At 36.2% G+C, this 24,708-nt stretch carries 27 protein-coding genes; 15 read left to right on the top strand and 12 right to left on the bottom strand.

Annotated features, from left to right (window positions below; all coding sequences use genetic code 11):
• Positions 1-1,054, top strand: a 1,054-nt coding sequence (locus P278_RS03200; RefSeq protein WP_038262239.1) for a gliding motility-associated C-terminal domain-containing protein, incomplete at its 5' end; no start/stop codon positions are given.
• Positions 1,055-1,068: 14 nt separating this feature from the next.
• On the top strand, positions 1,069-1,983 hold the full coding sequence (locus P278_RS03195; RefSeq protein ID WP_038262236.1) for a PorP/SprF family type IX secretion system membrane protein: 915 nt from the start codon (positions 1,069-1,071) through the stop codon (positions 1,981-1,983).
• A 272-nt stretch (positions 1,984-2,255) separates the two neighbouring features.
• Here the strand turns inward: P278_RS03195 and P278_RS03190 are convergent, their stop codons facing one another.
• The 6 genes from P278_RS03190 to pyrR form a co-directional block, all read right to left on the bottom strand.
• The gene (locus tag P278_RS03190; RefSeq protein WP_038262233.1) at positions 2,256-2,744 is read right to left on the bottom strand and encodes a CAP domain-containing protein; all 489 of its coding nucleotides are present in this window, start codon (positions 2,742-2,744) and stop codon (positions 2,256-2,258) included.
• 125 nt (positions 2,745-2,869) lie between these two features.
• The gene (gene pdxH, locus P278_RS03185) at positions 2,870-3,517 is read right to left on the bottom strand and encodes a pyridoxamine 5'-phosphate oxidase (RefSeq protein WP_038262230.1); all 648 of its coding nucleotides are present in this window, start codon (positions 3,515-3,517) and stop codon (positions 2,870-2,872) included.
• Between the two features lie 158 nt (positions 3,518-3,675).
• On the bottom strand, positions 3,676-4,581 hold the full coding sequence (locus P278_RS03180; RefSeq protein ID WP_038262228.1) for a ribonuclease Z: 906 nt from the start codon (positions 4,579-4,581) through the stop codon (positions 3,676-3,678).
• A 19-nt stretch (positions 4,582-4,600) separates the two neighbouring features.
• Positions 4,601-4,933 (bottom strand): hypothetical protein, encoded by a 333-nt coding sequence (locus P278_RS03175; protein WP_038262225.1) that lies wholly within the window; start codon positions 4,931-4,933, stop codon positions 4,601-4,603.
• Positions 4,934-4,937: 4 nt separating this feature from the next.
• A complete protein-coding gene (locus P278_RS03170) occupies positions 4,938-5,867 on the bottom strand; it encodes an aspartate carbamoyltransferase catalytic subunit (protein WP_038262222.1) in 930 nt (309 codons plus the stop codon).
• 17 nt (positions 5,868-5,884) lie between these two features.
• Positions 5,885-6,424, bottom strand: coding sequence for a bifunctional pyr operon transcriptional regulator/uracil phosphoribosyltransferase PyrR (pyrR, locus tag P278_RS03165; RefSeq protein ID WP_038262219.1), 540 nt, complete (start codon positions 6,422-6,424; stop codon positions 5,885-5,887).
• 170 nt (positions 6,425-6,594) lie between these two features.
• On the opposite strand from pyrR, the gene P278_RS03160 reads away from it, so the two are divergent.
• Positions 6,595-7,275 (top strand): SGNH/GDSL hydrolase family protein, encoded by a 681-nt coding sequence (locus tag P278_RS03160; RefSeq protein ID WP_038262216.1) that lies wholly within the window; start codon positions 6,595-6,597, stop codon positions 7,273-7,275.
• Positions 7,276-7,331: 56 nt separating this feature from the next.
• Here P278_RS03160 and rpsA read toward each other — a convergent pair whose 3' ends face one another.
• From rpsA to lon, 3 genes are all read right to left on the bottom strand, one after another.
• Positions 7,332-9,107 (bottom strand): 30S ribosomal protein S1, encoded by a 1,776-nt coding sequence (rpsA, locus tag P278_RS03155; RefSeq protein ID WP_038262213.1) that lies wholly within the window; start codon positions 9,105-9,107, stop codon positions 7,332-7,334.
• Positions 9,108-9,300: 193 nt separating this feature from the next.
• A complete protein-coding gene (cmk, locus tag P278_RS03150; RefSeq protein ID WP_038262210.1) occupies positions 9,301-9,993 on the bottom strand; it encodes a (d)CMP kinase in 693 nt (230 codons plus the stop codon).
• A gap of 63 nt (positions 9,994-10,056) precedes the next feature.
• Entirely contained in the window at positions 10,057-12,507 is a 2,451-nt protein-coding gene (gene lon, locus P278_RS03145; protein WP_038262207.1) for an endopeptidase La, read from the bottom strand.
• Between the two features lie 260 nt (positions 12,508-12,767).
• Between lon and thiD the strand changes: the two genes are divergently transcribed.
• From thiD to P278_RS03120, 5 genes are all read left to right on the top strand, one after another.
• Complete coding sequence (thiD, locus tag P278_RS03140; protein ID WP_038262204.1) at positions 12,768-13,586, top strand: bifunctional hydroxymethylpyrimidine kinase/phosphomethylpyrimidine kinase; 819 nt, start codon at positions 12,768-12,770, stop codon at positions 13,584-13,586.
• 122 nt (positions 13,587-13,708) lie between these two features.
• Positions 13,709-14,266 carry an RNA polymerase sigma factor gene (locus P278_RS03135; protein WP_038262201.1) on the top strand — a complete coding sequence of 186 codons (558 nt, stop codon included), beginning with the start codon at positions 13,709-13,711 and terminating at the stop codon, positions 14,264-14,266.
• Positions 14,257-14,820, top strand: a complete 564-nt coding sequence (locus P278_RS03130; RefSeq protein ID WP_038262198.1) for a DUF4179 domain-containing protein — start codon at positions 14,257-14,259, stop codon at positions 14,818-14,820. Before P278_RS03135 ends, P278_RS03130 begins: the two co-directional genes overlap by 10 nt.
• 61 nt (positions 14,821-14,881) lie before the next feature.
• The gene (locus tag P278_RS03125; protein WP_038262196.1) at positions 14,882-15,961 is read left to right on the top strand and encodes a DUF4097 family beta strand repeat-containing protein; all 1,080 of its coding nucleotides are present in this window, start codon (positions 14,882-14,884) and stop codon (positions 15,959-15,961) included.
• 24 nt (positions 15,962-15,985) lie between these two features.
• Complete coding sequence (locus tag P278_RS03120) at positions 15,986-16,717, top strand: head GIN domain-containing protein (protein ID WP_038262194.1); 732 nt, start codon at positions 15,986-15,988, stop codon at positions 16,715-16,717.
• A 99-nt stretch (positions 16,718-16,816) separates the two neighbouring features.
• Here the strand turns inward: P278_RS03120 and P278_RS03115 are convergent, their stop codons facing one another.
• From P278_RS03115 to P278_RS03105, 3 genes are all read right to left on the bottom strand, one after another.
• Complete coding sequence (locus P278_RS03115; protein WP_038262191.1) at positions 16,817-17,305, bottom strand: DUF6252 family protein; 489 nt, start codon at positions 17,303-17,305, stop codon at positions 16,817-16,819.
• An 84-nt stretch (positions 17,306-17,389) separates the two neighbouring features.
• The gene (locus P278_RS03110) at positions 17,390-18,721 is read right to left on the bottom strand and encodes an MFS transporter (RefSeq protein WP_038262188.1); all 1,332 of its coding nucleotides are present in this window, start codon (positions 18,719-18,721) and stop codon (positions 17,390-17,392) included.
• 110 nt (positions 18,722-18,831) lie between these two features.
• Positions 18,832-19,647 carry a M48 family metallopeptidase gene (locus P278_RS03105; RefSeq protein WP_038262185.1) on the bottom strand — a complete coding sequence of 272 codons (816 nt, stop codon included), beginning with the start codon at positions 19,645-19,647 and terminating at the stop codon, positions 18,832-18,834.
• Between the two features lie 163 nt (positions 19,648-19,810).
• Here P278_RS03105 and P278_RS03100 point away from each other — a divergent pair, with 163 nt between their 5' ends.
• From P278_RS03100 to P278_RS03070, 7 genes are all read left to right on the top strand, one after another.
• A complete protein-coding gene (locus tag P278_RS03100; RefSeq protein ID WP_038262182.1) occupies positions 19,811-20,671 on the top strand; it encodes an alpha/beta fold hydrolase in 861 nt (286 codons plus the stop codon).
• A gap of 150 nt (positions 20,672-20,821) precedes the next feature.
• Positions 20,822-21,589: a hypothetical protein gene (locus tag P278_RS03095; RefSeq protein WP_038262179.1), complete on the top strand. Its 768-nt coding sequence runs from the start codon at positions 20,822-20,824 to the stop codon at positions 21,587-21,589.
• A 75-nt stretch (positions 21,590-21,664) separates the two neighbouring features.
• Positions 21,665-22,201 carry a hypothetical protein gene (locus P278_RS03090; protein WP_038262177.1) on the top strand — a complete coding sequence of 179 codons (537 nt, stop codon included), beginning with the start codon at positions 21,665-21,667 and terminating at the stop codon, positions 22,199-22,201.
• Positions 22,202-22,338: 137 nt separating this feature from the next.
• On the top strand, positions 22,339-22,836 hold the full coding sequence (locus P278_RS03085; protein ID WP_038262174.1) for a hypothetical protein: 498 nt from the start codon (positions 22,339-22,341) through the stop codon (positions 22,834-22,836).
• 118 nt (positions 22,837-22,954) lie between these two features.
• The gene (locus P278_RS03080) at positions 22,955-23,470 is read left to right on the top strand and encodes a hypothetical protein (protein ID WP_038262171.1); all 516 of its coding nucleotides are present in this window, start codon (positions 22,955-22,957) and stop codon (positions 23,468-23,470) included.
• 164 nt (positions 23,471-23,634) lie between these two features.
• Positions 23,635-24,036: a peptide-methionine (R)-S-oxide reductase MsrB gene (msrB, locus tag P278_RS03075; RefSeq protein ID WP_038262285.1), complete on the top strand. Its 402-nt coding sequence runs from the start codon at positions 23,635-23,637 to the stop codon at positions 24,034-24,036.
• An 84-nt stretch (positions 24,037-24,120) separates the two neighbouring features.
• Positions 24,121-24,678 carry a DUF1572 family protein gene (locus tag P278_RS03070; protein ID WP_038262167.1) on the top strand — a complete coding sequence of 186 codons (558 nt, stop codon included), beginning with the start codon at positions 24,121-24,123 and terminating at the stop codon, positions 24,676-24,678.
• Positions 24,679-24,708: the final 30 nt, after the last annotated feature.

Here is a 24,708-nt window from a genome sequence, read left to right as displayed (position 1 = left end):
AGCGCCTACATTCACAACACCGGAAGACATTACCTTATCTTGTGAAGAAGATTATTTAGATCTTAATCTTACAGGAGATGTTTTTGATGAGGCTGATAATTGTGCTACAGGGCTTGAGGCTACCTATCAAGATAAAATATTAACGGGTGAATGTGCCGGTGAAAATCTCATAACAAGAACATGGACACTCGTTGATTATTGCGGAAATGAAATGACAGACGTTCAGATTATTACTTTAATGGATACTACCGCTCCCGAATTAACAACTTCTTTTGATATAGAAATAGATGCTACCTGTGACGCTATTCCAGCAATTCCGGAATTAAGTTTTACAGATAACTGTGGAGAAATTGCAAATGTACAATTCGAAGAAACAAGTACGAGACAGGAAGGTGTGGTTGAAGATTTCGTCATTACCCGAATATGGAATGTAACCGACAGTTGCAATAATAGCTCCGAATTTATGCAAATAGTTAACGTTTCTGTCAATACAAAACGGGCAGCTCTCAGAGAAATAGAACTTTGTGTTGAAGATGCAGAGATTGACCTGGAACAATATCTTGCCTCAGAGATTCAAAGAGGAGGAAGATGGATTATTAAAGAAGGAGTGATTGATCTAATAGGGTCACTTATTAGTCCTTCTCAAACTGAATTAGGTGTTTACACCATTGAGTACACTGAAACTTATAGCGACTGTCCTATTGTTCAGGAGTTTCGAATAACAGTTCATGACGATTGTGTGGTACAACCATGTACTACCGATGATATTGTTATTTCAAAATCAGTAACTCCAAATGGTGATGCTTACTATCAATATTTTGAAGTTAATGGGGCTAACAATTGTAATTTCACCAAAAGCGTAAAAATCTTTAATCGTTGGGGAACCATCATTTATGAATCGGAAGATTATCAAAACAATTGGGATGGAACCACCACTAGAAATGCAGTAGGTAAATCTACCAAAGTACCATCCGGAACCTATTACTATATCGTTGAACTTAAAAATAGTGGACTGGCCCCTATTAAAGGATATATTTATGTAGGTACCGATTAAAAAACTTTTTAATTATGAAAACTATAAAAAAAATTATCATATTAGTCCTTTTATTGAGTGGTGTTCATGCATTTTCGCAACAGCTACCACAATTCACCCAATATATGTTCAACACCATAGCCATTAACCCTGCATATGCAGGAAGCAGAGAGGGTGTTAGTGTTGTTGGTCTCCATAGGTCACAATGGGCAGGTTTCGAAGGGGGGCCGTCAACTCAAACTTTATCAGGACATTCCCCATTGCGAAAACGTCCAAAAGTAGGACTAGGATTTTCATTTATAAATGACAATTTAGGCTATGAAAACACCATGTACTTTTATGGAGATTTTTCATATACGGTAAAAGTTGGTCGTGAAACGAAATTATCTTTTGGACTTAAAGGTGGTGTTACTCATTATTCACTTGATGATGAGCTTTTGGCAACTAATGATCCTTATTACGATACCTTCCAAAACAGATGGAATCCTAATTTTGGAGCCGGTGCATATCTAAGATCAGACCGTTGGTATGTTGGATTATCAACTCCCAGAATATTAACTAACGATAATATTGAGGGAGAGTCCGCAGGGCTTGATTATAAAGCAATGGAAAGAGTCAACTATTATTTAACCGGTGGTTATGTTTTTGATATTAATCATAGTGTTAAATTTAAGCCTGCCATGATTTTGAAAGCCACTAATGGCGCACCTTTATCTCTAGATGCCACTGCTAATTTTTTATTCTTTGAAAAATTATGGCTTGGTGCTGCCTACCGAGTAGACTCATTTAACACCTTTGGGGCTATTATTGATTTTCATTTTTCTAAAAAACTTCAATTAGGATATGCATACGAATTACCGGTGGCAGGAATAAGACCATATACCTATGGTACACACGAGATTTTATTAATTTATGAATTCAAGTTTAAAACATGTGATTGCTACTTTTGATAAAAAAGAATTAGTCAACCAACCTTCATGCTTCATTATCCGAAAATTTCTCCCGTAAAAAGCCTGCACCAGGCAGGCTAAGTACGGATTGAGAAAGATAAGGGGCATTCTTTCTCTGCTAACTAACAGAAATCTAAAGTTTTCAAAGATTAGCAATTCAAAGAGTGAATTGCATCCATAATGTTTATTTGCTTAAGGCCTCAATGAGCACCTGAAGTCAATAAGTTAACTACCTACCATGGAATCGTAAGTAAGTAGTTTTTTTAAACGTTTTATTTTTTTACCAGCATTAGCGTGTAATACACTCTACCCTCTGCATTTTTCTTGGCTGAAACACCAACATGTGTAAAGTCACCATTAATATTTTCTCTGTGCTTATTGCTATTCAACCATGCATCAACCACTCCTTTTGCCGTACTAAATCCATATGCCACATTTTCTCCTACCAATTCAGCATCTGCCTTTTCTTTTAACTCCTTCTCCCTTGTAAAAAAAAATTCATGGCTTACTTCCCCCTTCTCGATCATATAATCTGTATGAGTGGCAGCCACGGTTTTTACAATTTCCAAAAAGTTTAGGGTATTTAAACCAATTTCAATACGATGATCATTAATTAAATCAATAACATCTTCTTGTAAATTGGCATCTTCGATTTTAATATCAATAGCCAGATTTTGGTCAGAAATAAGCTCTTCTTTTGAGCATGAAGTGAACAATACAGGCATCATAATTAATGATGCTAATAGCATAATAGATTTCATGTTTGGTAAGTTTGGTATATCTAACTTACCATAAAATCTTTTAACTACCGATAAAATGCATTATTTTTCGACGAAATGCACAAAGTGATAACCTTTAATTTACAAAAATGTTACAATGCACACATTTAAGGGGCTAATCTTTCAATTTTCCAACTGTAGTCTTTTTGTAAAGTATATCGTAGCCTATCATGTAAACGATTGGGCCTTCCCTGCCAAAACTCTATCGATTCGGGCTTCACCAAATATCCTCCCCAATATGAAGGCCTCTCAATCTCTTTACCTTTTAATTCGCTTTCGAGTTCCTTCAATTTCTGTTCTAAAACACTCCGGTTCTCGATAACTTCACTTTGATCTGAAACTATCGCTCCTAATTTGCTACCATCGGGTCGGGATTCAAAGTAACCATCGGAAAGGTTTTCAGACACCTTTTCGGCTATTCCTTTTATAATGACCTGACGTTCCAGATTGGGCCAGAAAAACGACAAACAAATATTAGGGTTGCCAGCTATAGCCTTTCCCTTTTCACTATTATAATTAGTATAGAATATAAATCCTTCGTAAGTATACTTTTTTAATAAAACGACCCTGTTCTTTGGAAATCCATCTAAACCAATGGTTGAAACCGTCATAGCATTAGCCTCCTCTACTCCTCCAAATTGTTCTACTTCATAAAACCATGTTTGAAATAATTGCATGGGATTATCAGGGACATTGGTTTCTATAAGTTCACTCTTTTGGTAATTTCTTCGATAATGACCTAAATCGTTTTGCATAAGGATTGGTGTTAAACCTGAATTGTTTTACTACAAAAATAATTAATAGAAATAAGTTAAACGCCCTGCTTTGGGGTAAAGTTAAGGATGAAGTTATGGAGTTATGTGGTTATGCGGTTATGGAGTTATGTGGTTATGGAGTTATGGAATAAAAAACTTCAGAGTTCAAATACTTTCCCGTCTTCCGCCAAATGAACGTTTTTAAAAATACTTTTCGCTTCATTTTTAAACACTTCCAAGGATTTATATCTTGTTGAATAATGTCCTAGAATCAACATCCCTACATTCGCTTCTCTTGCAATTGTGGCAGCTTCAGCTGCGGTAGAGTGACCCGTTGGTTTGGTTAAATGCTCATGTGCCTTGGTAAAAGTACTTTCGTGATAAAGCACACCAGCGTTTTTTATAATGGGAATAATTTCCTGATTGAAAGCCGTATCACTACAAAAAGCATAGCTTTTAGGGGCTGGAGGGTCAAAGGTGAGTAAGTGGTTCGCGATTAATTTCCCCTCTTCATTCATCACATCTTTACCTTGTTTGATATTTCTGTAATACGACACATCAATTCCATAATCTTCAGCGGCGCCGATATTTAGCTTTCGTTCACCTTCTTTTTCTGAAAAAAGAAATCCATTGGTATATATTCTATGAATAAGAGGAATGGTTTTAACTGAAATCTTTTCATCTTCAAAAATGATCTCAGACTCTTTGGCGGTTAATTCATGAAAAATTAATGGGAAATTAGTCCAGGCATTTCCTACTTTTAACATAGTAGTCACCGCTTTTTTAATGCCTTTTGGACCGTAGATATGCAGCTCTGCTTCTCTTCCAAGCAGCATGAATGTAGATATCAAGCCAGGTAATCCGAAGAAATGATCTCCGTGAAGATGTGATATGAACACATGTTTAATTCTTGCAAATTTTATTTGCTGCTTTCTAAGTTGTACCTGGGTTCCTTCTCCACAATCGATTAAAAAAACATGTCCTTTAATTTCCAATACCTGAGCTGTAGGATTCGTTAAAGCTCTGGGTGTGGCACTGTAACAACCAAGGATTGATAGTTTCAAACGAACTTAAATTTATAAATTAAATATCAAGATCTCTTTCAATCTCGTCCATTTCAATAATGTCAAAAGCTTCCTTTAGTGTCGGTACCACTATGAGGTCATCATGTACATCCTCATATTTAACAGCTGTGGAAACAATAACAAAAGAATTTTTACCTTCGGTATGCTTATTTCGCAATGGTAAAAACTCCAATAAATCATTCGCTTCAATTTTATTAATTGAAAGCAGGTTAACGATCAAATTATTATTTTTCCATTTTGAATATGATTCGTCCAATCGCTTCAAAAATGTAGCTAACGATACTGCTTCTTGTGTAGCTACGGTAGTATTTCCTTGCTTATCAAAAATCATAATGTTATTGTTTAATTTTAGATGCTAATAAATATATCACTGCCATCCTAACAGCTACTCCATTCTCTACCTGATTGAGAATAATAGCCTGTTTTGAATCGGCTACATCACTAGTTATCTCTACTCCCCTGTTTATTGGTCCGGGGTGCATAATCGTAATCTCTTTATCTAAGGAATCTAATATTTTTTTATTAACTCCGAATTGCTGGGTATATTCTCTGGTTGTCGGGAAATAGCTGATATCCATACGCTCATTTTGTACTCTAAGCATATTAGCTACGTCACACCATTCGAGTGCAGCTCTAAGATTGGTTTCCACCTCCACTCCCAAGGAGGTAATATATTTTGGTATCAATGTCTTTGGTCCGCAGACTTTAACGTTAGCCCCTTGTAATTTCAGTGCAAATATATTTGAAAGTGCTACTCTTGAATGCAAGATATCACCAACGATTACCACATTTTTTCCTGCTACATCTCCTAAGCGTTCTCTAATAGAATAGGAATCAAGTAAGGCCTGGGTTGGGTGTTCATGAGTACCATCTCCAGCATTTACAATACTGGCATTCACATGTCTTGATAAGAACACACCAGCACCCGGATTTGGATGTCTCATTACGACCATATCAACCTTCATCGATAAGATATTGTTTACCGTATCTATGAGTGTTTCCCCTTTGGCTACAGAAGATTGTGAAGCAGAGAAATTAACCACATCAGCTGATAACCTTTTCTCCGCCAATTCAAAAGAAAGCTTCGTTCTTGTACTATTCTCAAAAAACATATTGGCGATGGTAATATCGCGCAGTGAAGGTACTTTTTTAATCGGACGGTTAATCACCTCTTTAAAGTGATCAGCTGTCTCAAATATCAGTTGTATATCTTCTTCCTTAAGATACTTTATTCCCAGTAAGTGATCTACACTTAATTCACTCATTGCTGTTGACTTATTTTCTAATTATTTACTAAATAAACTACATCTTCTCCATCATTCTCTTCCCAAAGTACTTTAACTTTTTCCTGATTGATGGCATCAACCTGTCTTCCTCTATAATCGGGCTGTATTGGTAAATGCCTGCTAAACCTCCTGTCGATTAAGGTTAGAAGTTCAATTTCTGAAGGTCGTCCAAAAGATTGTATAGCAGTTAATGCGGCTCTGATACTTCTACCAGTATAAAGCACATCGTCTATAAAAACTACTTTCTTATCTTCTACCAGAAAGTTAATATTTGTTTTATTAGCTTCGAGAGGTTTCTCTCCTCTTCTAAAGTCATCACGATAAAAAGTAATATCAAGGTATCCCAACGCCACATCTTTGACTTTATAGTCTTCCTTGAGAATCTTACTCAGGCGTTCTGCAAGAAAAACGCCTCTGGGCTGAATTCCTATTAAAACAGTATTTTTAAAATCTAAATGATTCTCTATCAGTTGACAAGCCAAACGATGCAGTATAATATGGATCTCTTTAGAAGAAAGCAGAACTTTTTGACTCATAATTTCGAATTGCAATCGTGTTTGGTTTGTAAAAATACGGATTTATTGCGAAATAAAACTAACTTGTAATTTGATGATTTTTTAATCCTGAAATAATTAAATGATTATCAATAAATACCATTTCATTTTCTCCATTAAATTATGATTTTAAATTCAAAAGATTAAATAAAATGAGAACTAAATCTATCACGTTACTCCTATTATTTCTGATGGCTTTCTTCAATACGGCTGCACAAGACTGGCCTAATTTAAAACGGTTTAAAGCGGACAATAGTGAAATTATCAGACTCCAAAAACCTGTGGAAGTAGTTTTTATGGGAAACTCGATCACCGAAGGATGGATGAGTCACGATCCGGAGTTTTTTAATAAAAACGGTTTTATTAACAGAGGGATCAGCGGACAAACAACGCCGCAGATGTTAATTCGGTTTCGTCAGGATGTGGTTGATTTACAACCGAAAGTAGTTGTTATTTTGGCAGGTACTAATGATATTGCCGGTAATACAGGTCCATCGACAATTAAAATGATCCAGGATAACCTGGCATCTATGGCTGAAATTGCGACCGCAAACGGAATTAAGGTAGTGTTATCATCAATACTTCCTGTTTATGACTATCCATGGAAACCAGGGTTAAAGCCCGCAGAAAAAATCATTAAGATCAACAACTGGATGAAGGCATATGCCGAAAAGCATGGGCATATTTATCTGGATTACCATTCGCACCTTTCAGACAAACGTAAAGGCATGAAACCTATTTACGCCAATGATGAAGTGCACCCTACGAGTGAAGGATATGAGGTAATGCGCCCCCTTGCTGAAGCAGCGATACAAAAAGCCATGACGAAGTAATAAAAAAAGCCCTCAATAATATTGAGGGCTTTTAATTTTATAAAGATAATTACGGCTTATTTTCCGTCCATTTTATCTTTTAACTCCTGTAGTGCATCTAAATCACCTAAAGTAGTCTTCTCTTTAGTTGCATTAGAAGCAGCAGCAGCTTTTACATTTTTCTCTTCTTCTTCTTTGAAGATTGCCGTGTGGCTAGCTACAACTTTCTTGAATTCTTTATTGAACTCAATGATTTTGAAGTCAGCTACATCACCTTTCTTCAATTTCTTACCGTCTTCTTTTTCAAGGTGACGTGAAGGAACAAACGCTACGATATCATCGTTAAACTGGATAGTAGCTCCTTTGTCTACGATCTCATCGATTGCAGCATTGTGAACTGTACCTACAGCGAACTCTTGCTCGTATTTATCCCAAGGGTTTTCAGTAGTTTGTTTGTGTCCAAGAGAAAGTTTACGTCCTTCAACATCTAATTCAAGAACTTCAACCTCTAACTCATCTCCAATGTTAACAAACTCTGATGGATGTTTGATCTTCTTAGTCCAAGAAAGGTCTGAGATATAGATCAATCCGTCGATACCTTCTTCAAGTTCTACGAAAACACCGAAGTTAGTAAAGTTTCTAACGATACCTTTATGCTTAGAACCAACAGGATACTTAGCAGTAATATCAGTCCATGGATCTGGAGTTAATTGCTTCATACCCAGAGACATTTTACGCTCGTCACGATCTAATGTTAAGATAACAGCTTCAACCTCATCACCTACTTTAACGAAGTCCTGAGCTGAACGTAAGTGAGTACTCCAAGACATTTCTGAAACGTGAATTAAACCTTCAACACCTTCAGCAACTTCTACGAATGCACCGTAATCAGCTATAACAACTACTTTACCTTTTACTTTATCACCAACTTTAAGTTCAGCATCTAAAGCTTCCCAAGGATGTTTCTGTAATTGCTTAAGACCTAACTGGATTCTAGACTTGTTATCATCAAAGTCAAGAATTACCACATTTAATTTCTGGTCTAATTCAACAACCTCGTTAGGGTGGTTGATACGAGACCATGAAAGGTCGGTAATATGGATTAATCCATCTACACCTCCAAGGTCGATGAATACACCGTAAGAAGTAATGTTTTTAACAACACCTTCTAATACTTGACCTTTTTCTAATTGACCAATGATCTCTTTCTTCTGTTCTTCAATATCAGCCTCAATAAGTGCTTTATGAGAAACAACAACGTTTTTGAATTCGTGGTTGATTTTAACAACTTTGAATTCCATTGTTTTATTTACATATTGGTCATAATCGCGGATAGGCTTAACGTCAATTTGAGAACCTGGTAAGAACGCTTCAATTCCGAATACGTCTACGATCATACCACCTTTAGTTCTACACTTAACAAAACCGTTAACGATTTCTCCTTTATCGTGAGCTTCATTAACTCTATCCCATGCCTTAATTACACGAGCTTTTCTGTGAGAAAGTACTAATTGACCTGATTTATCTTCACGAACATCGATCAACACCTCTACTTTATCACCAACTTTTAAATCAGGATTGTAACGGAACTCATTTAGAGAAATTACACCTTCAGACTTAGCATTGATATCGATGATTGCTTCTCTGTCTGTTAAGTGAACAACAGTACCTTCAACTACATCATCATCCGCAGTTTCAACGAAATTTTTCTCTACTAAATCTTCAAACTCTTTAAGTTTGTCATCTTCAACCTTCTCAATACCTTCTTCGTATTTCTCCCAGTTAAAGTTCTCTAAAAATTGTGCAGGATTTTGTTGTTCCTGTACTTCTGGATTTGTGTTTGTATCAGCCATGTGCTGAGTATTAAATTTGTATTCTATATTCAATGAAGAGGTTATGCATATTAAACATAGAAGATATTATTGTTTGTTTTTTTCTTCCCTTCCACCTCTATCTACATGCAAAAAGGAGTGCAAAATTAAAACAATAATATTTGATTCACAAACAATTAGAAGAATTACTTCAAATTTTAAAACTTACAGTAAATCATTGTTTTTCAATTACTCGCAGTGCCATTCCTTTAATTCGTTCAAATTGATCTTGAAGTCCCATGTCGGTATTATCAAATTCGATGGCATCTTCTGCTCTTACTAAAGGAGAGTTTTCACGATGAGAATCGATATAATCCCGATTTTGAACATTCTCGAGCACATCTTTAAAGACTACTTTTTCTCCTCTGTCCAACAGTTCCTTATACCTACGATGAGCCCTTGTTTCCGGAGAAGCTGTCATGAACAATTTCAATTCTGCATCAGGGAACACCACGGTACCTATATCACGACCATCCATGACAACACCTTTATTTTCGCCCATCTTTTTTTGCATATCTACAAGCTTCTGACGAACTTCTGTGATGGTTGCAATTCTGCTTACGTGTTGAGAGATTTTTAAAGATCGGATTTCTTTTTCGACATTCTTACCATCAAGATATATTTCAGCAGCCCCTGTTGCATTGTTCAGTTCAAATTTTAACTTAATGTACGGGAGCATTTTAACGAGAGCGTCTATATTATCTTTCTCGCTACCGATAAATTCGTTCTCAAGTGCGTATAAGGTAATTGCTCTGTACATCGCACCTGAATCAACATACACATATCCTAAAGCTTTTGCCAGCTGTTTTGCTATCGTACTTTTTCCGGTAGAAGAATAACCGTCTATTGCAATGGTAATTTTTTTCATCAATATAATCTGTATTTAAATATTAAGGCTGGATTTAAATCCAGCCTTAATTTAAGCAACTCTTTATAAATTCTTGGCGTTTTTAACTTTTTGTTTGGTAATTGCTATTTCAATTACTTCTCTCATTTCACGTACATAGTGGAAGGTTAATCCTTTTAAATAGTCTTGTTTTATTTCCTCTATATCTTTTCTATTATCCTCACACAGGATAATCTCTTTTATTTTGGCTCTTTTAGCTGCAAGGATCTTTTCTTTTATACCTCCAACCGGCAACACTTTTCCTCTTAAGGTAATTTCACCAGTCATTGCTATACTCTTCTTAACTTTTCTTTGCGTAAAAAGCGAAACCAATGAGGTCAACATGGTTACCCCTGCACTTGGACCGTCTTTAGGCGTTGCTCCTTCCGGAACGTGCATATGCACATTGTACTTATCAAATACATCAGGATTAATTCCTAAGTCCTCAGCATTTGACTTAATGTACTCCATGGCAATGGTTGCCGACTCTTTCATTACTTGCCCCAGGTTCCCTGTTATATTCAAGCTTCCTTTACCCTTAGAAAGGATCGACTCAATAAATAATATATCACCTCCAACACTGGTCCATGCCAATCCGGTTACCACCCCTGCAACGTCATTATTCTCATATTTATCGCGTTCCAATCGAGCAGGTCCTAAGACATCTTCCACATCTTTGGCTGTAACCTTTACATTGTACTCTTCCTCCATAGCAATGGATTTAGCAGCGTGGCGAACCATTTTAGCGATCTGTTTCTCAAGGCTTCTTACTCCAGATTCACGGGTATAACCTTCAACGATCTTTTCCAGTTCTTTTTTGCCTATCTGCAGATCTTTTTTCTTTAAACCATGCTCCTCTAATTGTTTAGGTAAAAGATGACGTTTGGCAATCTCTACTTTCTCTTCAATGGTATAACCGGTAACATTGATAATTTCCATTCTGTCTCGCAGCGCCGGTTGAATAGTAGACAGGTTATTGGCAGTAGCAATAAACATTACCTTAGACAAGTCGTACCCTACCTCAAGAAAGTTATCATAAAATTCATGATTTTGTTCCGGATCTAAAACTTCAAGCATGGCTGAAGAAGGGTCTCCGCTATGACTAACCGAAAGCTTATCAATTTCGTCCAGAATAAATACAGGGTTTGATTTACCCGCCTTTCTGATCGATTGAATAATTCTACCCGGCATTGCACCAATGTATGTTTTTCTATGACCTCTAATCTCAGCCTCATCTCTCAGACCTCCTAAAGACATTCGAACATACTCTCTTCCTATAGCTTCTGCAATGGACTTACCTAATGAGGTTTTACCAACTCCCGGAGGTCCATAAAGACATAAAATAGGCGATTTCATATCGTTACGGAGTTTTAAAACTGCCAAATATTCTATTATTCGCTTTTTAACATCTTCGAGACCATAATGGTCTCTATCCAGAATTTTTTGCGCTCTCTTTAAATCAAAACTATCCTTAGAAAATTCATTCCAAGGTAACTCCAAAAAGAGGTCGAGGTAGTTACGTTGTATGGAATACTCTGCAACCTGAGGATTCATACGCTGTATCTTACTCAGTTCTTTATCGAAATGCTCCTGAACTTTTTTACTCCACTTCTTCTTTTTAGCACGTTCACGCATTTCTTCAATCTCCGTTTCCGATGAATTTCCACCCAGTTCCTCCTGAATGGTTTTCATTTGCTGATGTAAGAAATATTCGCGCTGTTGCTGATCGAGATCCAGCTTTACCTTAGATTGAATATCTTTTTGAAGTGTTAAACGTTGAAATTCAACATTCATAAACTTCAGGGTAGCCAGGGCTCTTTCCTTTAAGTCATTCGTTTCAAGCAATGCCTGCTTCTCTTTTACATCGAGATTTAGGTTTGATGAAATGAAGTTGATAAGAAATGAAGAACTTTCAATATTCTTAATGGCAAATGATGCTTCCGAAGGAATATTCGGGCTTTCTTTGATAATCTGAAGCGCTAACTCTTTGATGGAATCAATAATCGCATCGAACTCCTTATTTTCCTTCTCAGGACGAGCTTCCGGCACCTCTTTAATAGTTGCCTTGAAGTAAGGATCTTCAGATGTAATTTCATCAATTTCAAATCTCTTTTTACCCTGAATAATAACCGTAGTGTTCCCATCAGGCATTTGTAACACCCTCAGTATCCTTGCTACCGTTCCTACCATATTAATATCTTCAGGGGTAGGATCTTCAACGGTTTCATCCTTTTGCGAAACTACTCCAATAATCTTACCTCCATTAGAAGCTTCCTTTATCAGCTTAATAGACTTATCTCGTCCGGCTGTAATAGGAATAACCACCCCTGGAAATAATACCGTATTTCTCAAAGGAAGAATTGGTAAAGATTCCGGCAGGGATTCGTTATTAATCTCTTCTTCATCTTCAGGTGTCATTAATGGAATTAACTCTGCATCTTCATCAAAGTTTTGCAATGACAAACTGTCAATATTTAAAAGTTTTGTTTTACTCATAATCACTTTTAAGTCATTCTGTCATCCAGAATGAGCTGTTTTTTTATCTTTTCTAACAATACTCACTTTAACACAAACAACTAAACACCAGTTTTTTACAATAAAAACAAGCTCCAGTTATTCTATTGTATTTAGACAATAGCCATGCCAAGATTTAAATTTATGGAGCTGAAATAACTTTTATAGAGCGAACATTTAAAAATTGTTATTTTTGACTCAGGAATTCGTATTAATTGTACTGCAATCCTCGTTTTCAACAAATGCAAAAAGAAAAACAAAGTATTCCAAATATTTTAACGATAGCAGGGAGTGATCCCAGTGGTGGAGCGGGTATTCAAGCCGACATTAAAACCATTAGCGCCTGCGGTTGTTATGCTACTTCAGTAATCACATCGCTTACTGCCCAGAACACTTTAGGTGTGTCGCAAATTCAGACCTTACCTTACGAATTTGTTCAGGAGCAACTCAACCTAATCCTTAAAGATATTGAAATTAATGCTATCAAAATAGGAATGCTGGCGAATGCGGCTATTGTTGAAGGAGTTGCAGATTGTTTGCAAATGCATCCTTCCCCGTTGATTGTATTAGATCCAGTACTTATTTCCAGTTCGGGAAAAAAGTTATTAGCACCGGAGGCCGTATCAAATCTTGTTGCCAGGCTATTTCCCTTGAGCACCTTAATAACTCCCAATATTCCGGAAGCTGAAACATTACTGGGCGAAAAAATTGATGAGAACGATCTTGCCGGTTTTGCGCAAAAATTGGCAGACAAATTTGAAGTTTCCGTTTTATTAAAAGGCGGCCACCTAAGTGGTAATTATACTATTGACACCTTATATGATATTACGCAAAGCCAGCATATCAGTTTTGAATCCAGAAAAATCAATTCCGGTAATCTTCATGGCACAGGATGCACATTATCTTCAGCAATAGCTTCTTATTTAGGAAAGGGATACAACTTAGTTTCCGCGATTAAAAAATCTAAAGTATTTATTCAGGGGGCTATCCAAAATGCAGACCTACTAAAGGCTGGTAAAGGAAATGGACCTCTACATCATTTCTGGAGCCTTAATAAATAGTTATACTTCAGGAAGCTGCACACTGGTATAACACTCACAAAATCAATATCTTTTAAAAAAATATCTTTTCAAACTGTAACAATTGAACCTTAATCTTCATCTTTATAGTAAACAATCACTTTTTGAGCCGAAGTAATTTAGATATTGAAGCATTATTGCAATTATGCAAAAAGGGGGACAAAGTAGCCCAGATGGAAGTATATAAGAGATACTTCAAAGCGATGTATAACATTGCAGTACGAATTGTCCATGATCCCTACGAGGCAGAAGACGTTCTGCAGGAATCTTTCTTAAGTGCATTTACGAAATTAGATTCCTACAGGGGAGACACCACTTTTGGAGCCTGGTTAAAACGTATTGTAGTTAACAACAGTATCTATCATTACAGAAAACAACAAAAAAATGATGACGTTCCGTTAGATGATGTAATGTACAGGGTCGAAGACAACGATGGCATTGATCCTGATCATGATTTCAAAAACATGAAGGCTCAAAAAGTGTTAGAAACCATGAAAACGCTGAAGGACAATTACAGAGTTTCTTTGACCTTACATTTAATAGAAGGTTATGACTATGAGGAAATAAGTGAAATAATGGGAATGAGTTATGCTAATTGCAGAACAACCATTTCAAGAGCAAAAGCGAGTTTAAGAAAAAAATTAACTGAAGTATGGACTTAAAGAAAGATAATATTGATGCACTTTTCGAGGAACTTCATGGTCAATTTGACATTGAAGAGCCAACAGCTGGTCATGAAGAGCGATTTTTAGAACGCTTGAATAGTCAGTCCACTTTAAATATTGAAGGGCCATCTAAAAAAAGATCCTGGTGGAAACCACTTTCTATTGCTGCATCGCTGGCCATACTAATTGCTTTAGGAGCTGGTGTTTTTGTAAATACTCAAAAGACATCAAAAGTTGCTCCGGAAGTTGAAAAGACACAGTTCTATTTTGCCTCTTTACTAGAGCAGGAAATAGAAAAAATAAATAAAGAAGTTACCCCCGAAACCCAGAAGATGGTCGATGACGCCATGCTTCAGATAAAAAAATTAGATAATGATTATAAAAAACTAGAACAAGATCTTAAAGAAAATGGTAATACTAAAAAAATACTGCATGCAATGATTACCAATTTTCAAACCAGAATTGATTTATTACAAGATGTTTTAAATCAGATCGAAGAAGTAAAACAATTAAAAGACAAGGAAAATGCATTGCCTGCTAATCAGGTTTAAAACCAGGTATAGGTCTTACTAAACAATGCATGACCTTTCATAACAATTAAATCTTAAAAAGATGAAAACTATGTTATATAAAATTACACTATTCCTTCTTTTGTTGCCAGCTATGTTGCTTGCAACCAATCCTTCCCATACCGGAAAATACACCAAGGAAAAAAAGATAAATAAAGAGTATAGTGTAAACGCTAATGCCTTATTGAAGGTTGATAACAGTTATGGAAATTTATACATAACTACCTGGAATCAGAACCGTATAGAAATTGAGGTTCATATTAAAACCAGTGGTAACAATGAAGATAAAGTTCAGAAGAAACTAGATGAGATCGATGTTGATTTTTCGGCTTCAAACGCTATGGTTTCTGCTAAAACCATTTTCAAAAAAAGTAGTGGCTGGAATTGGAGTTGGGGAAGCAATAATGTAAGTATGGAAATCAATTACACCATTAAGATGCCGGTTACAAACAGTGTAGACCTCAGCAACGATTACGGTGGAATCAATTTAGATGCATTAGACGGTGTTGCCAAAATAAGTTGTGACTACGGTAAAATGAATATTGGAGAACTCAATGCGGATAATAATACATTAAGCTTTGATTACACCTCTAAGTCTACGATAGGATATATGAAAAGCGGTAAAATCAGTGCCGATTATTCAGGCTATGAAATTGACAAAGCAGGTAATCTTATTATTAGTGCCGACTACACAACCTCCGTAATTGGAGAGGCAGGTAATCTCGAGTTTTCATGCGATTATGGATCTATAAAAATTGGTGCCGTTAATAACCTGCAAGCAAATGGAGATTATTTAACTACTAAAATCGGTGATGTTCATGGAAATGTATCTCTATCATCTGATTATGGATCTATAAAAATTGACAACCTTTCTTCAAATGCCGGTAATGTTGAAATCAGAAGTGATTACGCCGGAATAAGAATTGGTTATGACCCAAATTATCATTTCGATTTTAATATTCAATTAGAATATGCCGGGTTAAGCGGAAAGGAAGATCTTAATATGAGTCATAGCACAGAAAAATCTACTGAAAAACATTATGAAGGCTATTACGGCTCAAAGGGTAAAAACAAATTATCTATCAATTCAGACTACGGTAGTGTTAAATTGTATAAAAACTAATTCATCAATCTCAAAACAACTAAAATGAAAAAATCAATTTTATTTTTATTTGCCCTTACAATTACCTCAGCAGCAAGTGCTCAATGGTGGGGTAGTAAAAAAGTAAACGGTAATGGTAAGGTTACCACAGAAACCCGAAAGGTAGGTGATTATGACACTGTAAGTATGGCAGGTTTTTTTGATGTTGTACTCGTGAAAGGTTCTGAAGGTAAGATTACTATTGAGGCGGAGGAAAACCTACTCGAATATATTGTTACCGAAGTTGATGGTGATCAACTTAAAATAAAAACGGAAAAAGGATATAATCTTTCGACCAGCCGAGGTAAAAAAATTCTAATTACCGTTCCTTTTGAAGACATCTCCGGGGTTTATTTATCCGGATCCGGCGATATTGTTTCAAAAAATGAAATTAAAGCTACAAACTTTACAACAAGTCTTTCAGGATCAGGCGACATTAAATTAAGTCTTAACAGCGATACTGTTGAGGCAAATGTTTCCGGGTCAGGTGACATTAGTGTTACGGGATACACTTCTTCTTTTGAATGTGCTATTTCAGGGTCTGGAGATATTCATGCATATGATTTAAAAGCAAAAGACGTATCGGTTTCTATATCCGGATCGGGTGATGCCAAAGTTCATTGTAATGGTGGTAAGCTTAAAACAAGGATTGTAGGAAGCGGAGATGTAAAATATCAAGGTAACCCAGGTAGCACTGACAATAAAATTGTTGGAAGTGGCGATGTAACTAAGATCTAATTAACTATAAATCGTGGTCAGCCAAAACCAGTAATCAACCAAAACTAAAAATGCTCGAGGTATTCCCCGAGCATTTTTTATTAATCGACAAAAGCTTATTTATTCATAGAAGTTCTTTTCAAATCGTCCCTGAGACACCTGGATAACTTTATTTTCATCATTAGAAGCCTCAAAATAGAATTCTCCGGAAATCATTCCTTCGCTCCATTTTGAAATATCAAGTTTAACTTCTCCACAATTTTTATTCACAAACGAGGTGGTAAACTCATCACTGTTATTTCGATTATAGAAAGCAGCCTCATTTCCTTCTCCATTAATTGAAGATTTCCCAAAGACATAGCGTTCCTTGTTAGCTCTTTTCAGGGTAATGAAGATTGATTGATCTGTTTCTGTATCATTTCCGATGATATCAATATAATCACCTCTAAGCATTAAAACAACGTCTTTCGCAGTAAAATGCGTATCGTTGATATATGCCTCAAAAATATCCGTAGAAACATCAGGGTCTTCTGTTTCTGCGCTACATGAAAGAATTATTGGGGTAGTTGCAATATAGCATAGTAGGAATAGAATTTTAATAGGTTTCATATTCCATACTTTTGTAATGCGATATAAATATATAACAGACTACATATGAATTAATTATAAATCGGCAAAGTGCTTAATTATACGTTATGGTAACGATTTAATTTTTCGTACTCTAAACAAAAGAAATACCCCCATGACAAAGAAAATTCCTAAAAACACTATTGAATTCCGCATGTTTCCCGTGACCTGAGCTATTAAACCATACATAAAAGTGCCTATGATAATTCCAATTTTTTCAGCAACATCATAGAAGCTAAAAAAGGAGGTAGTATCTGTTGTTTCCGGCAAAAACTTCGAATAGGTAGATCGGGATAAAGCTTGAATCCCTCCCATAACCAATCCGACACAAGCTGCGGCTATGTAGAAATTTGTTGGAGTTTCTAAATAATATGCATAAACACAGATCATAATCCACATAATATTAATTACCATTAATGTGTTTATATTACCATATTTCTTAGATGCCTGTGCCGTGAGCGTAGCTCCTACAATTGCAACCAACTGTATGACTAAAATACTAACAATCAACCCCATGGTACGTTCGTCGGCCGAACCCCAGGCTATTTCTTCTTCTCCAAAATAGGTTGCAATCAACATAACGGTTTGCACCGCCATACTATACACAAAAAAGGCACCCAGATACCGTTTCAGGACAGGTTGTTCTTTTAATTGGTGCCAGACTAATTTCAATTCTTTAAAACCGTTGAGAATGATATTTTTTCTCTCCCCCGCTTTCTTATTCCCTTTAGGTAAATGGTAAAAAGTATACTGACTAAATAGTATCCACCAAATACCCACAGAAACAAAGGAATACTTCATGGCGAGAATTTCAGCAGCCTCACCCGCATCGGAAGTAATTCCAAAAATACCAGGTTTCATCACCATCGCTAAATTCAGCACTAAAAGAATAACGCTTCCAATATACCCCATGGAAAACCCTTTTGCACTTATTCTATCTTGTTGTTCGGGAAAGGCTATATCCGGAAGGTAGGAATTGTTGATTGCAAAGCTCACCCAAAATCCAACCAATCCAAAGAAGTAACATAATAAACCAACGTAAATATTTTCAAGTGAAAACCAATACAAACCTATACATGAAACGCCTCCCAGGTAACAAAAGAATTTCATAAACACTTTCTTATTCCCCAGGTAATCTGCTATACCCGATATCAATGGTGTAACAATGGCAATAAAAACGAATGCCGCTGAAGTAACATAACTGATTAAAGGCGCCCGAGCAATTTCACCTCCAAAAACGGTTACTTTTTCTATACCCGCAACCCTGAATAAAGCACCATAAAAAATCGGGAAAATGGCCGAAGATATCACTAAACTATACACTGAATTTGCCCAATCGTAAAATGCCCAAGCATTCAATAATTTCTTACTTCCTTTTTGAAGTGCAATTCGCGTCATATATTAACAAATTTTGTTAGGGCATCACGGCCTGTTTATCTTATTATTCATAAAAAAAGCTGCTCATAATTTGAACAGCTTCGAATATACTATTTATTTTTCTTTCATTGTTATTGAAAGCTGGTTACACCGAACTTTTTAGCTTCGGTTTTAGCAGCAGGCGACCATGCTCTTAAATTACTGATTCGGGAATCATTAGAAGGGTGTGTACTTAATATTTCCGAAGGAGCTCCTCCTCCTGAATTAGCACTCATTCGTTCCCACAATTTAGCCGCTTCATCAGGGTTATATCCGGCAATAGCCATTAATTGAATACCTATTCTGTCGGCCTCGGTTTCATGACTTCTACTGAATGGAAGCATTCCTCCTACCTGAGAGCCTACTCCATATGCCGTCATCCATAATTCCTGAGTTGTCGAACTCTGGCCTCCTGTTGCAACTGCTACACCAGCAGCACCTGCTTGTTGTAAAACTCCTGCACTCATACGTTGTTGTCCATGATTTGCCAGTGCATGTGCTACTTCATGCCCCATTACCACTGCTAAACCGGCATCGGTTTTTGTTATAGGCAATATACCTGTATACACCACTATTTTACCTCCAGGCATACACCATGCATTCACCTGTTTATCATTCACAAGGTTATACTCCCATTTATAATCTTTTAAATATCCTTCGTATCCATTAGCATTCAACCATTTCTCTGCAGCAACCGCTATTCGTTGTCCAACTCTTTTTACGCGTTGCGCATCTGCCGTACCACTTATAACCTTATTTTCATTTAAAAACTTATCGTATTGCTGAAAAGAGGATGCGAATAATTCGTCATTAGACACCAAAGCCATTGTTTTCTTGCCTGTAAACGGATTTGTAGCACAGGCAACAAATAAAACCGAGAATAGAACAAGTGAAATGTGTTTTTTCATTTTGAGTTAATTTTCTTTTACAGATCAAATTTACAAAACTTTAATAATTGTAAGGCTTAAAAGTTAAAGTTGAAAGAACTTTTATAAAACCTTCTATTCTAAAAAGTAATTATTACGTTCATTCTATGAAAATGGATACCTTGCATCTAAATTAAGTATTGGCATGACAAAAGATCAGAAAACATATAGAAATACACTTGAGATTCCTAAACCTATAGTATACACCGCTAAAACGTTACAATTTATTTCTCCGCTCTTGGCCAGCAAGTTTGCCGGCAGTCTATTTATGAGTCCGATAAAACATAAAATGCCTAAACGAGAATACTCAATGGACCAGCATACGATTCAAACTCAGGTAAAGATCCCATCTATTAACAAAGAGGTGGTCGTTTATGAATATGGGAAATCAACTAAGAAAGCTTTATTGGTTCATGGCTGGTCTGGACGCGGCACCCAATTATTTAAAATCGCAGATGAGCTTCTTAAACAGGGTTATATGACCATTAGTTTTGATGCCCCGGCTCATGGTAAGGCTCCGGGTTCAAAAACTAATATGTCTGAATTTATAGACGTGGTATTACATCTTACCAAACTATATGGACCCTTTGACATTGGTATTGGTCATTCTTTAGGAGGTATGACTTTATTAAACTCTATTAGCCAGGGCTTACACCTGAAGAAACTGGTTATAATTGGTTGTGGTGACAAAATCATTGATATTGCTCTCGATTTTACCAGAAAATTAGGGTTGAAAGATCATGTAGGAATGAAAATGAAAAAACAATTCGATCAGGTTCTCGGGGAAGACATTAATAATTTATCGGCTAGTAAAGCGGCAGACCATGTTTCTACTCCAACGCTTATTATCCATGATCAAAATGATCTTGATGTACCACTAAGCTCGGCTGAAAACATACATAAGCACCTACAAAACTCGGATTTGATAGTTACCAATGGTTTGGGACATCGTAGAATTTTAGGAAATGATGAGGTAATTACTCAAATCAGTAAATTTATTCAGTAATAATAATCTTTGAAGTACACACAGATAAATAATACCCCATAATGTTAATTTTCAATTAATTATAACTATATTTGCACCACTACCACTACATCTTTTCTCTTGATTAATAGCAATTATTCAATAGCTTATTAACCAGCTAAATATATTGTCATGAGAAAATTATTGTTATTAATCGTTGTATTATTGGCCTGGACTGTATCCGGGCAAAACAACGGAGAGTATGTAGTATTTGAAAATGTTATTATTACGCCCAATCCTGCCAAGATGGGTGATTTCAAAAAACACATGGCGGACCATAATAAAAAATATCATGCAGATGATGTTTATGGTTGTCGGGTATACGCCATTGTCACCGGCCCGAATACCGGTAAGTATGTATGGTCGATGGGGCCAATTCCATGGTCTTCTGTGGATAGCCGACCAGCACAAGGGGGGCATGATGAACATTGGAATAATATGGTAATGCCTACATTACTTCCTATGGCCAATGCAACCTATTGGCGATCACACCCGGAACTTTCTAACTTCCCTAATGACTTTAAGCTTGATAAATTAAGACTCACCTATTACGACATTAAAAGAGGGTGGGGTAATTTTGATAAGATTAAAGCCATTGTAGCCAAAATCACCAAAATGAATAAGGAGAAATATCCTAATGAAGTCTATGGGATTTACACCAATGAATTTGGAAGTACCAAAGAAGGAAAAGATATTGTCTTCGTAGATTTTTTCGAAAACTCAGCCAAACTTGGAGAGCAGGATGACAACTGGATCTCCAACTATGATGAAGTTAATGGTGCCGGAAGTTTTGAAAGAGATGTTAAAACCTGGCATGAACTCACCAATGGTTCCGAAAGAGAGTTATGGATTCTGGCTCCTGAATTAAGCGGACGAACTGCAGAAGTAAAAGTAAATTAAAGTTTACTTTCTTAAGATTTTTGAGCCTGGTAACCCAGGCTCTCCCCCTGCCTTTGAATTATTAAATGTATTATTATGAAGTCAATTGTTTACACGTTTGCCATACTATTAGTAACATTAATATCTTGTGAGGGTGATCAAGGCCCCATGGGAGATGTAGGGCCTCCTGGGCCGGAAGGTCCTCCCGGTGTCGATGGAGGCATCCTTTTACCCCAGGTATTTGAGGTTGAAGTAGACTTTTTAGCCGAAAACGACTATGCGCTATTATTTGTTTTCCCGGAGGAGATAGAAGTGTTCGAATCTGATTTGGTTGTAGCGTATCATTTTGCCGGGGTAGACAACGGAGTCGATATATGGGAAGCCATGCCACACCTCGTATATTTTAGCACAGGCATTATTTCCTACAGTTTCGATCACACTTTTTTAGATATTAATTTTTATATAGACGGTAATGTTGATCTGGGCACTCTGGATGATGAATTCACTTTAAATAATTTATTTAGAGTGGCCATAATACCAGCAGAGTTTCTTAGCAACAATGAAGGGATGAACATTAGCCAGTATATAAAAGAATACGATACGCAAAAAATAAAATCCTACGAGTTACAATAATAAAATGCTTGCGAAAAATCATCAAAGTTCCTCCTTAAAACTTTCAAGTCCGGTCATAAAACCGGACTATTTTTTTTGTAAAATTTATTATGGCCTGATAATTGTACTATTGTTTGATAATAAAAACTCTGATAATTATGAAAAAAATATTTTATTTACTGACCATGGTCTCGCTAGCCTTTGTTTCATGTGATGGCGATCCGGGACCTCCAGGACCTCCAGGGCAAGATGGAGGGCTTATTGTAGCTGACGCATTCGAAATTGAAGTTGATTTTACCGAAGCAAACAACTTCGAAATTGTAGAACCATATGGGTTTGAGGTGTTCCCATATGATGTTGTTCTAACCTATATTCTGTGGGAGGTAGACGGTACGGAAATTTGGAGATTGATTCCTCAAGATGTATTTTTCAATGATGGCGTTTTGACTTATAATTTCGATTTCACTCAGGAAGATGTACGTATATTTCTAGACGGCACCATCGACTTAAATTCTCTGGGAAGCGAATGGACACAAAACCAAGTATTTAGAGTGGTCGTCGTACCGGCAGATAATGTAGACGCATCAATTGATTTTTCTAATTACAATAACGTCATACAAGCCTTGAACATTGAAGATGTGAGAAAGTTAAATTAATCCAGAACTTACATATAACATATATTTAACATCGACTACTCGTAGTAAAACTCCGATATTGAATCGGAGTTTTCTATTTTTGTGCTCTTTTTTAAAATAACTCAAAAAGCACATTTAAATGAAAAAATTATTTTATCTCGTCGTATTTTCTTTTGTTATAATTTCTTGTGAAGGTGAACAAGGACCTCCGGGGCAAGATGGTCAGGATGGTCAAGACGGCCAAATGATTAAACCTCAGGCTGTCGAGGTAACTGTTGACTTGCGTGGTGTCAATGGATACTATGAATTCCTGGAATATCCTGATGGTGTTTCTGTCGAAGAATCGGATGTTATTATGGCCTTTCAAAAAGTAGTTTATGGAGTTAATGGAGAATATATATGGGAACCACTTCCAAGGATATTATTCGGTAATTCTTACACCTACAGTTATCTCTATGATTATGATCCTGCAGTCATCTCATTTTTCATTGACGGATCTAATGATTGGAGAAGCCATATGACTGAAGAAATGAATGCAGGTTTAATTTTCAGATATGTTATTATACCTACTGAATTAATACAAGGAGTTGACACTACCAATTACGATTCTATTATGCAGACTTTAAATATAAAAGAGATTAAATCTTTAAACTAAGTCTTCTTTATTGTTATGTTTAATATATTGTTACGTCCAAATAAAAAAACAATATCATGAGATCTTTATTTCTTGCAATATTAATTGCGCTGATGGTCAGTTGTAATTCAAATGCCCAGGACAAAGACAATAAAAAAAGTAACCAGCAAAAATCAACTACGAAGATGGAGCAAAATAATCAATCCCTTGAAAAGACCGATGCTGAATGGAGAGCTTTGCTTTCTGAAGAAGAATATCGGGTATTACGACTTAAAGGAACAGAAAGACCACATACAGGTAAATATAACCTTCATTTTGAAGAAGGCACTTATAAATGCAAAGGATGTGGAACTCCCCTTTTTGAAAGTGACATGAAATTTGAAAGTGATTGTGGGTGGCCATCTTTCGACAAGGCTATTGAAGGCACCATAACATATAAAAAAGATACCTCTTTTGGAATGGTTCGTACTGAAATACTTTGTAGTAAGTGTGGCGGACACCTTGGCCATGTCTTTAATGATGGTCCGACTGCTACCGGGAAACGTTATTGTGTAAATTCAGTTAGTATAGATTTTAAAGATCAATAAAAACTCCTAAACATACCTAAAAACCTTCTCAAATTTGAGAAGGTTTTTTAATTTTATACATATAACATTCTAACGCTAAATATTTTGAACAGCAATTACCTGGAAAGTACCCGCAAACAATTCCGTTATTACAAAAGTCTGGCTGATAAAACATTCGTTGTTTTAAACGATGATGATATTCATTGGCGGAAGGTTGAAGTCCAAAACAATATTGTAACTCTTGTAAAACATATGGCTGGTAATATGCTGAGTCGTTTTACCAACTTTTTAAGTGAGGACGGAGAAAAGGATTGGCGTAATCGAGATGATGAGTTTGAAGATACCCTCGCTACAAAAGACGAAATGATTACCTATTGGGACAAAGGATGGAATTGCCTCTTCAATTCCATGGACCATCTTTCACCAAAAGATTTAGAGCGCATTATTTATATAAGAAATGAAGGTCATACGGTGCTGGAAGCATTAAACAGGCAAATGGCACATTACGCGTATCACGTCGGACAGATCGTTTTTATTGGTAAGCTTTTAAAAGGAGACCAATGGAATTCCTTAACTATCCCCAAAGGAGCTTCTAAGGATTTTAACAAAGAAAAGTTCAATCAAAATAAAGAAAGGCGTCACTTTACAGATGACGCCATTTAATTCTTTTATATGTTTAAGTATAAACTATCT

Origin of the sequence: Zhouia amylolytica AD3 (assembly GCF_000511935.2) — a bacterium.
Lineage (GTDB): Bacteria > Bacteroidota > Bacteroidia > Flavobacteriales > Flavobacteriaceae > Zhouia > Zhouia amylolytica.
Note: the sequence above shows the minus strand (reverse complement) of the source record. Positions and strands in the feature narration are given on the sequence as shown.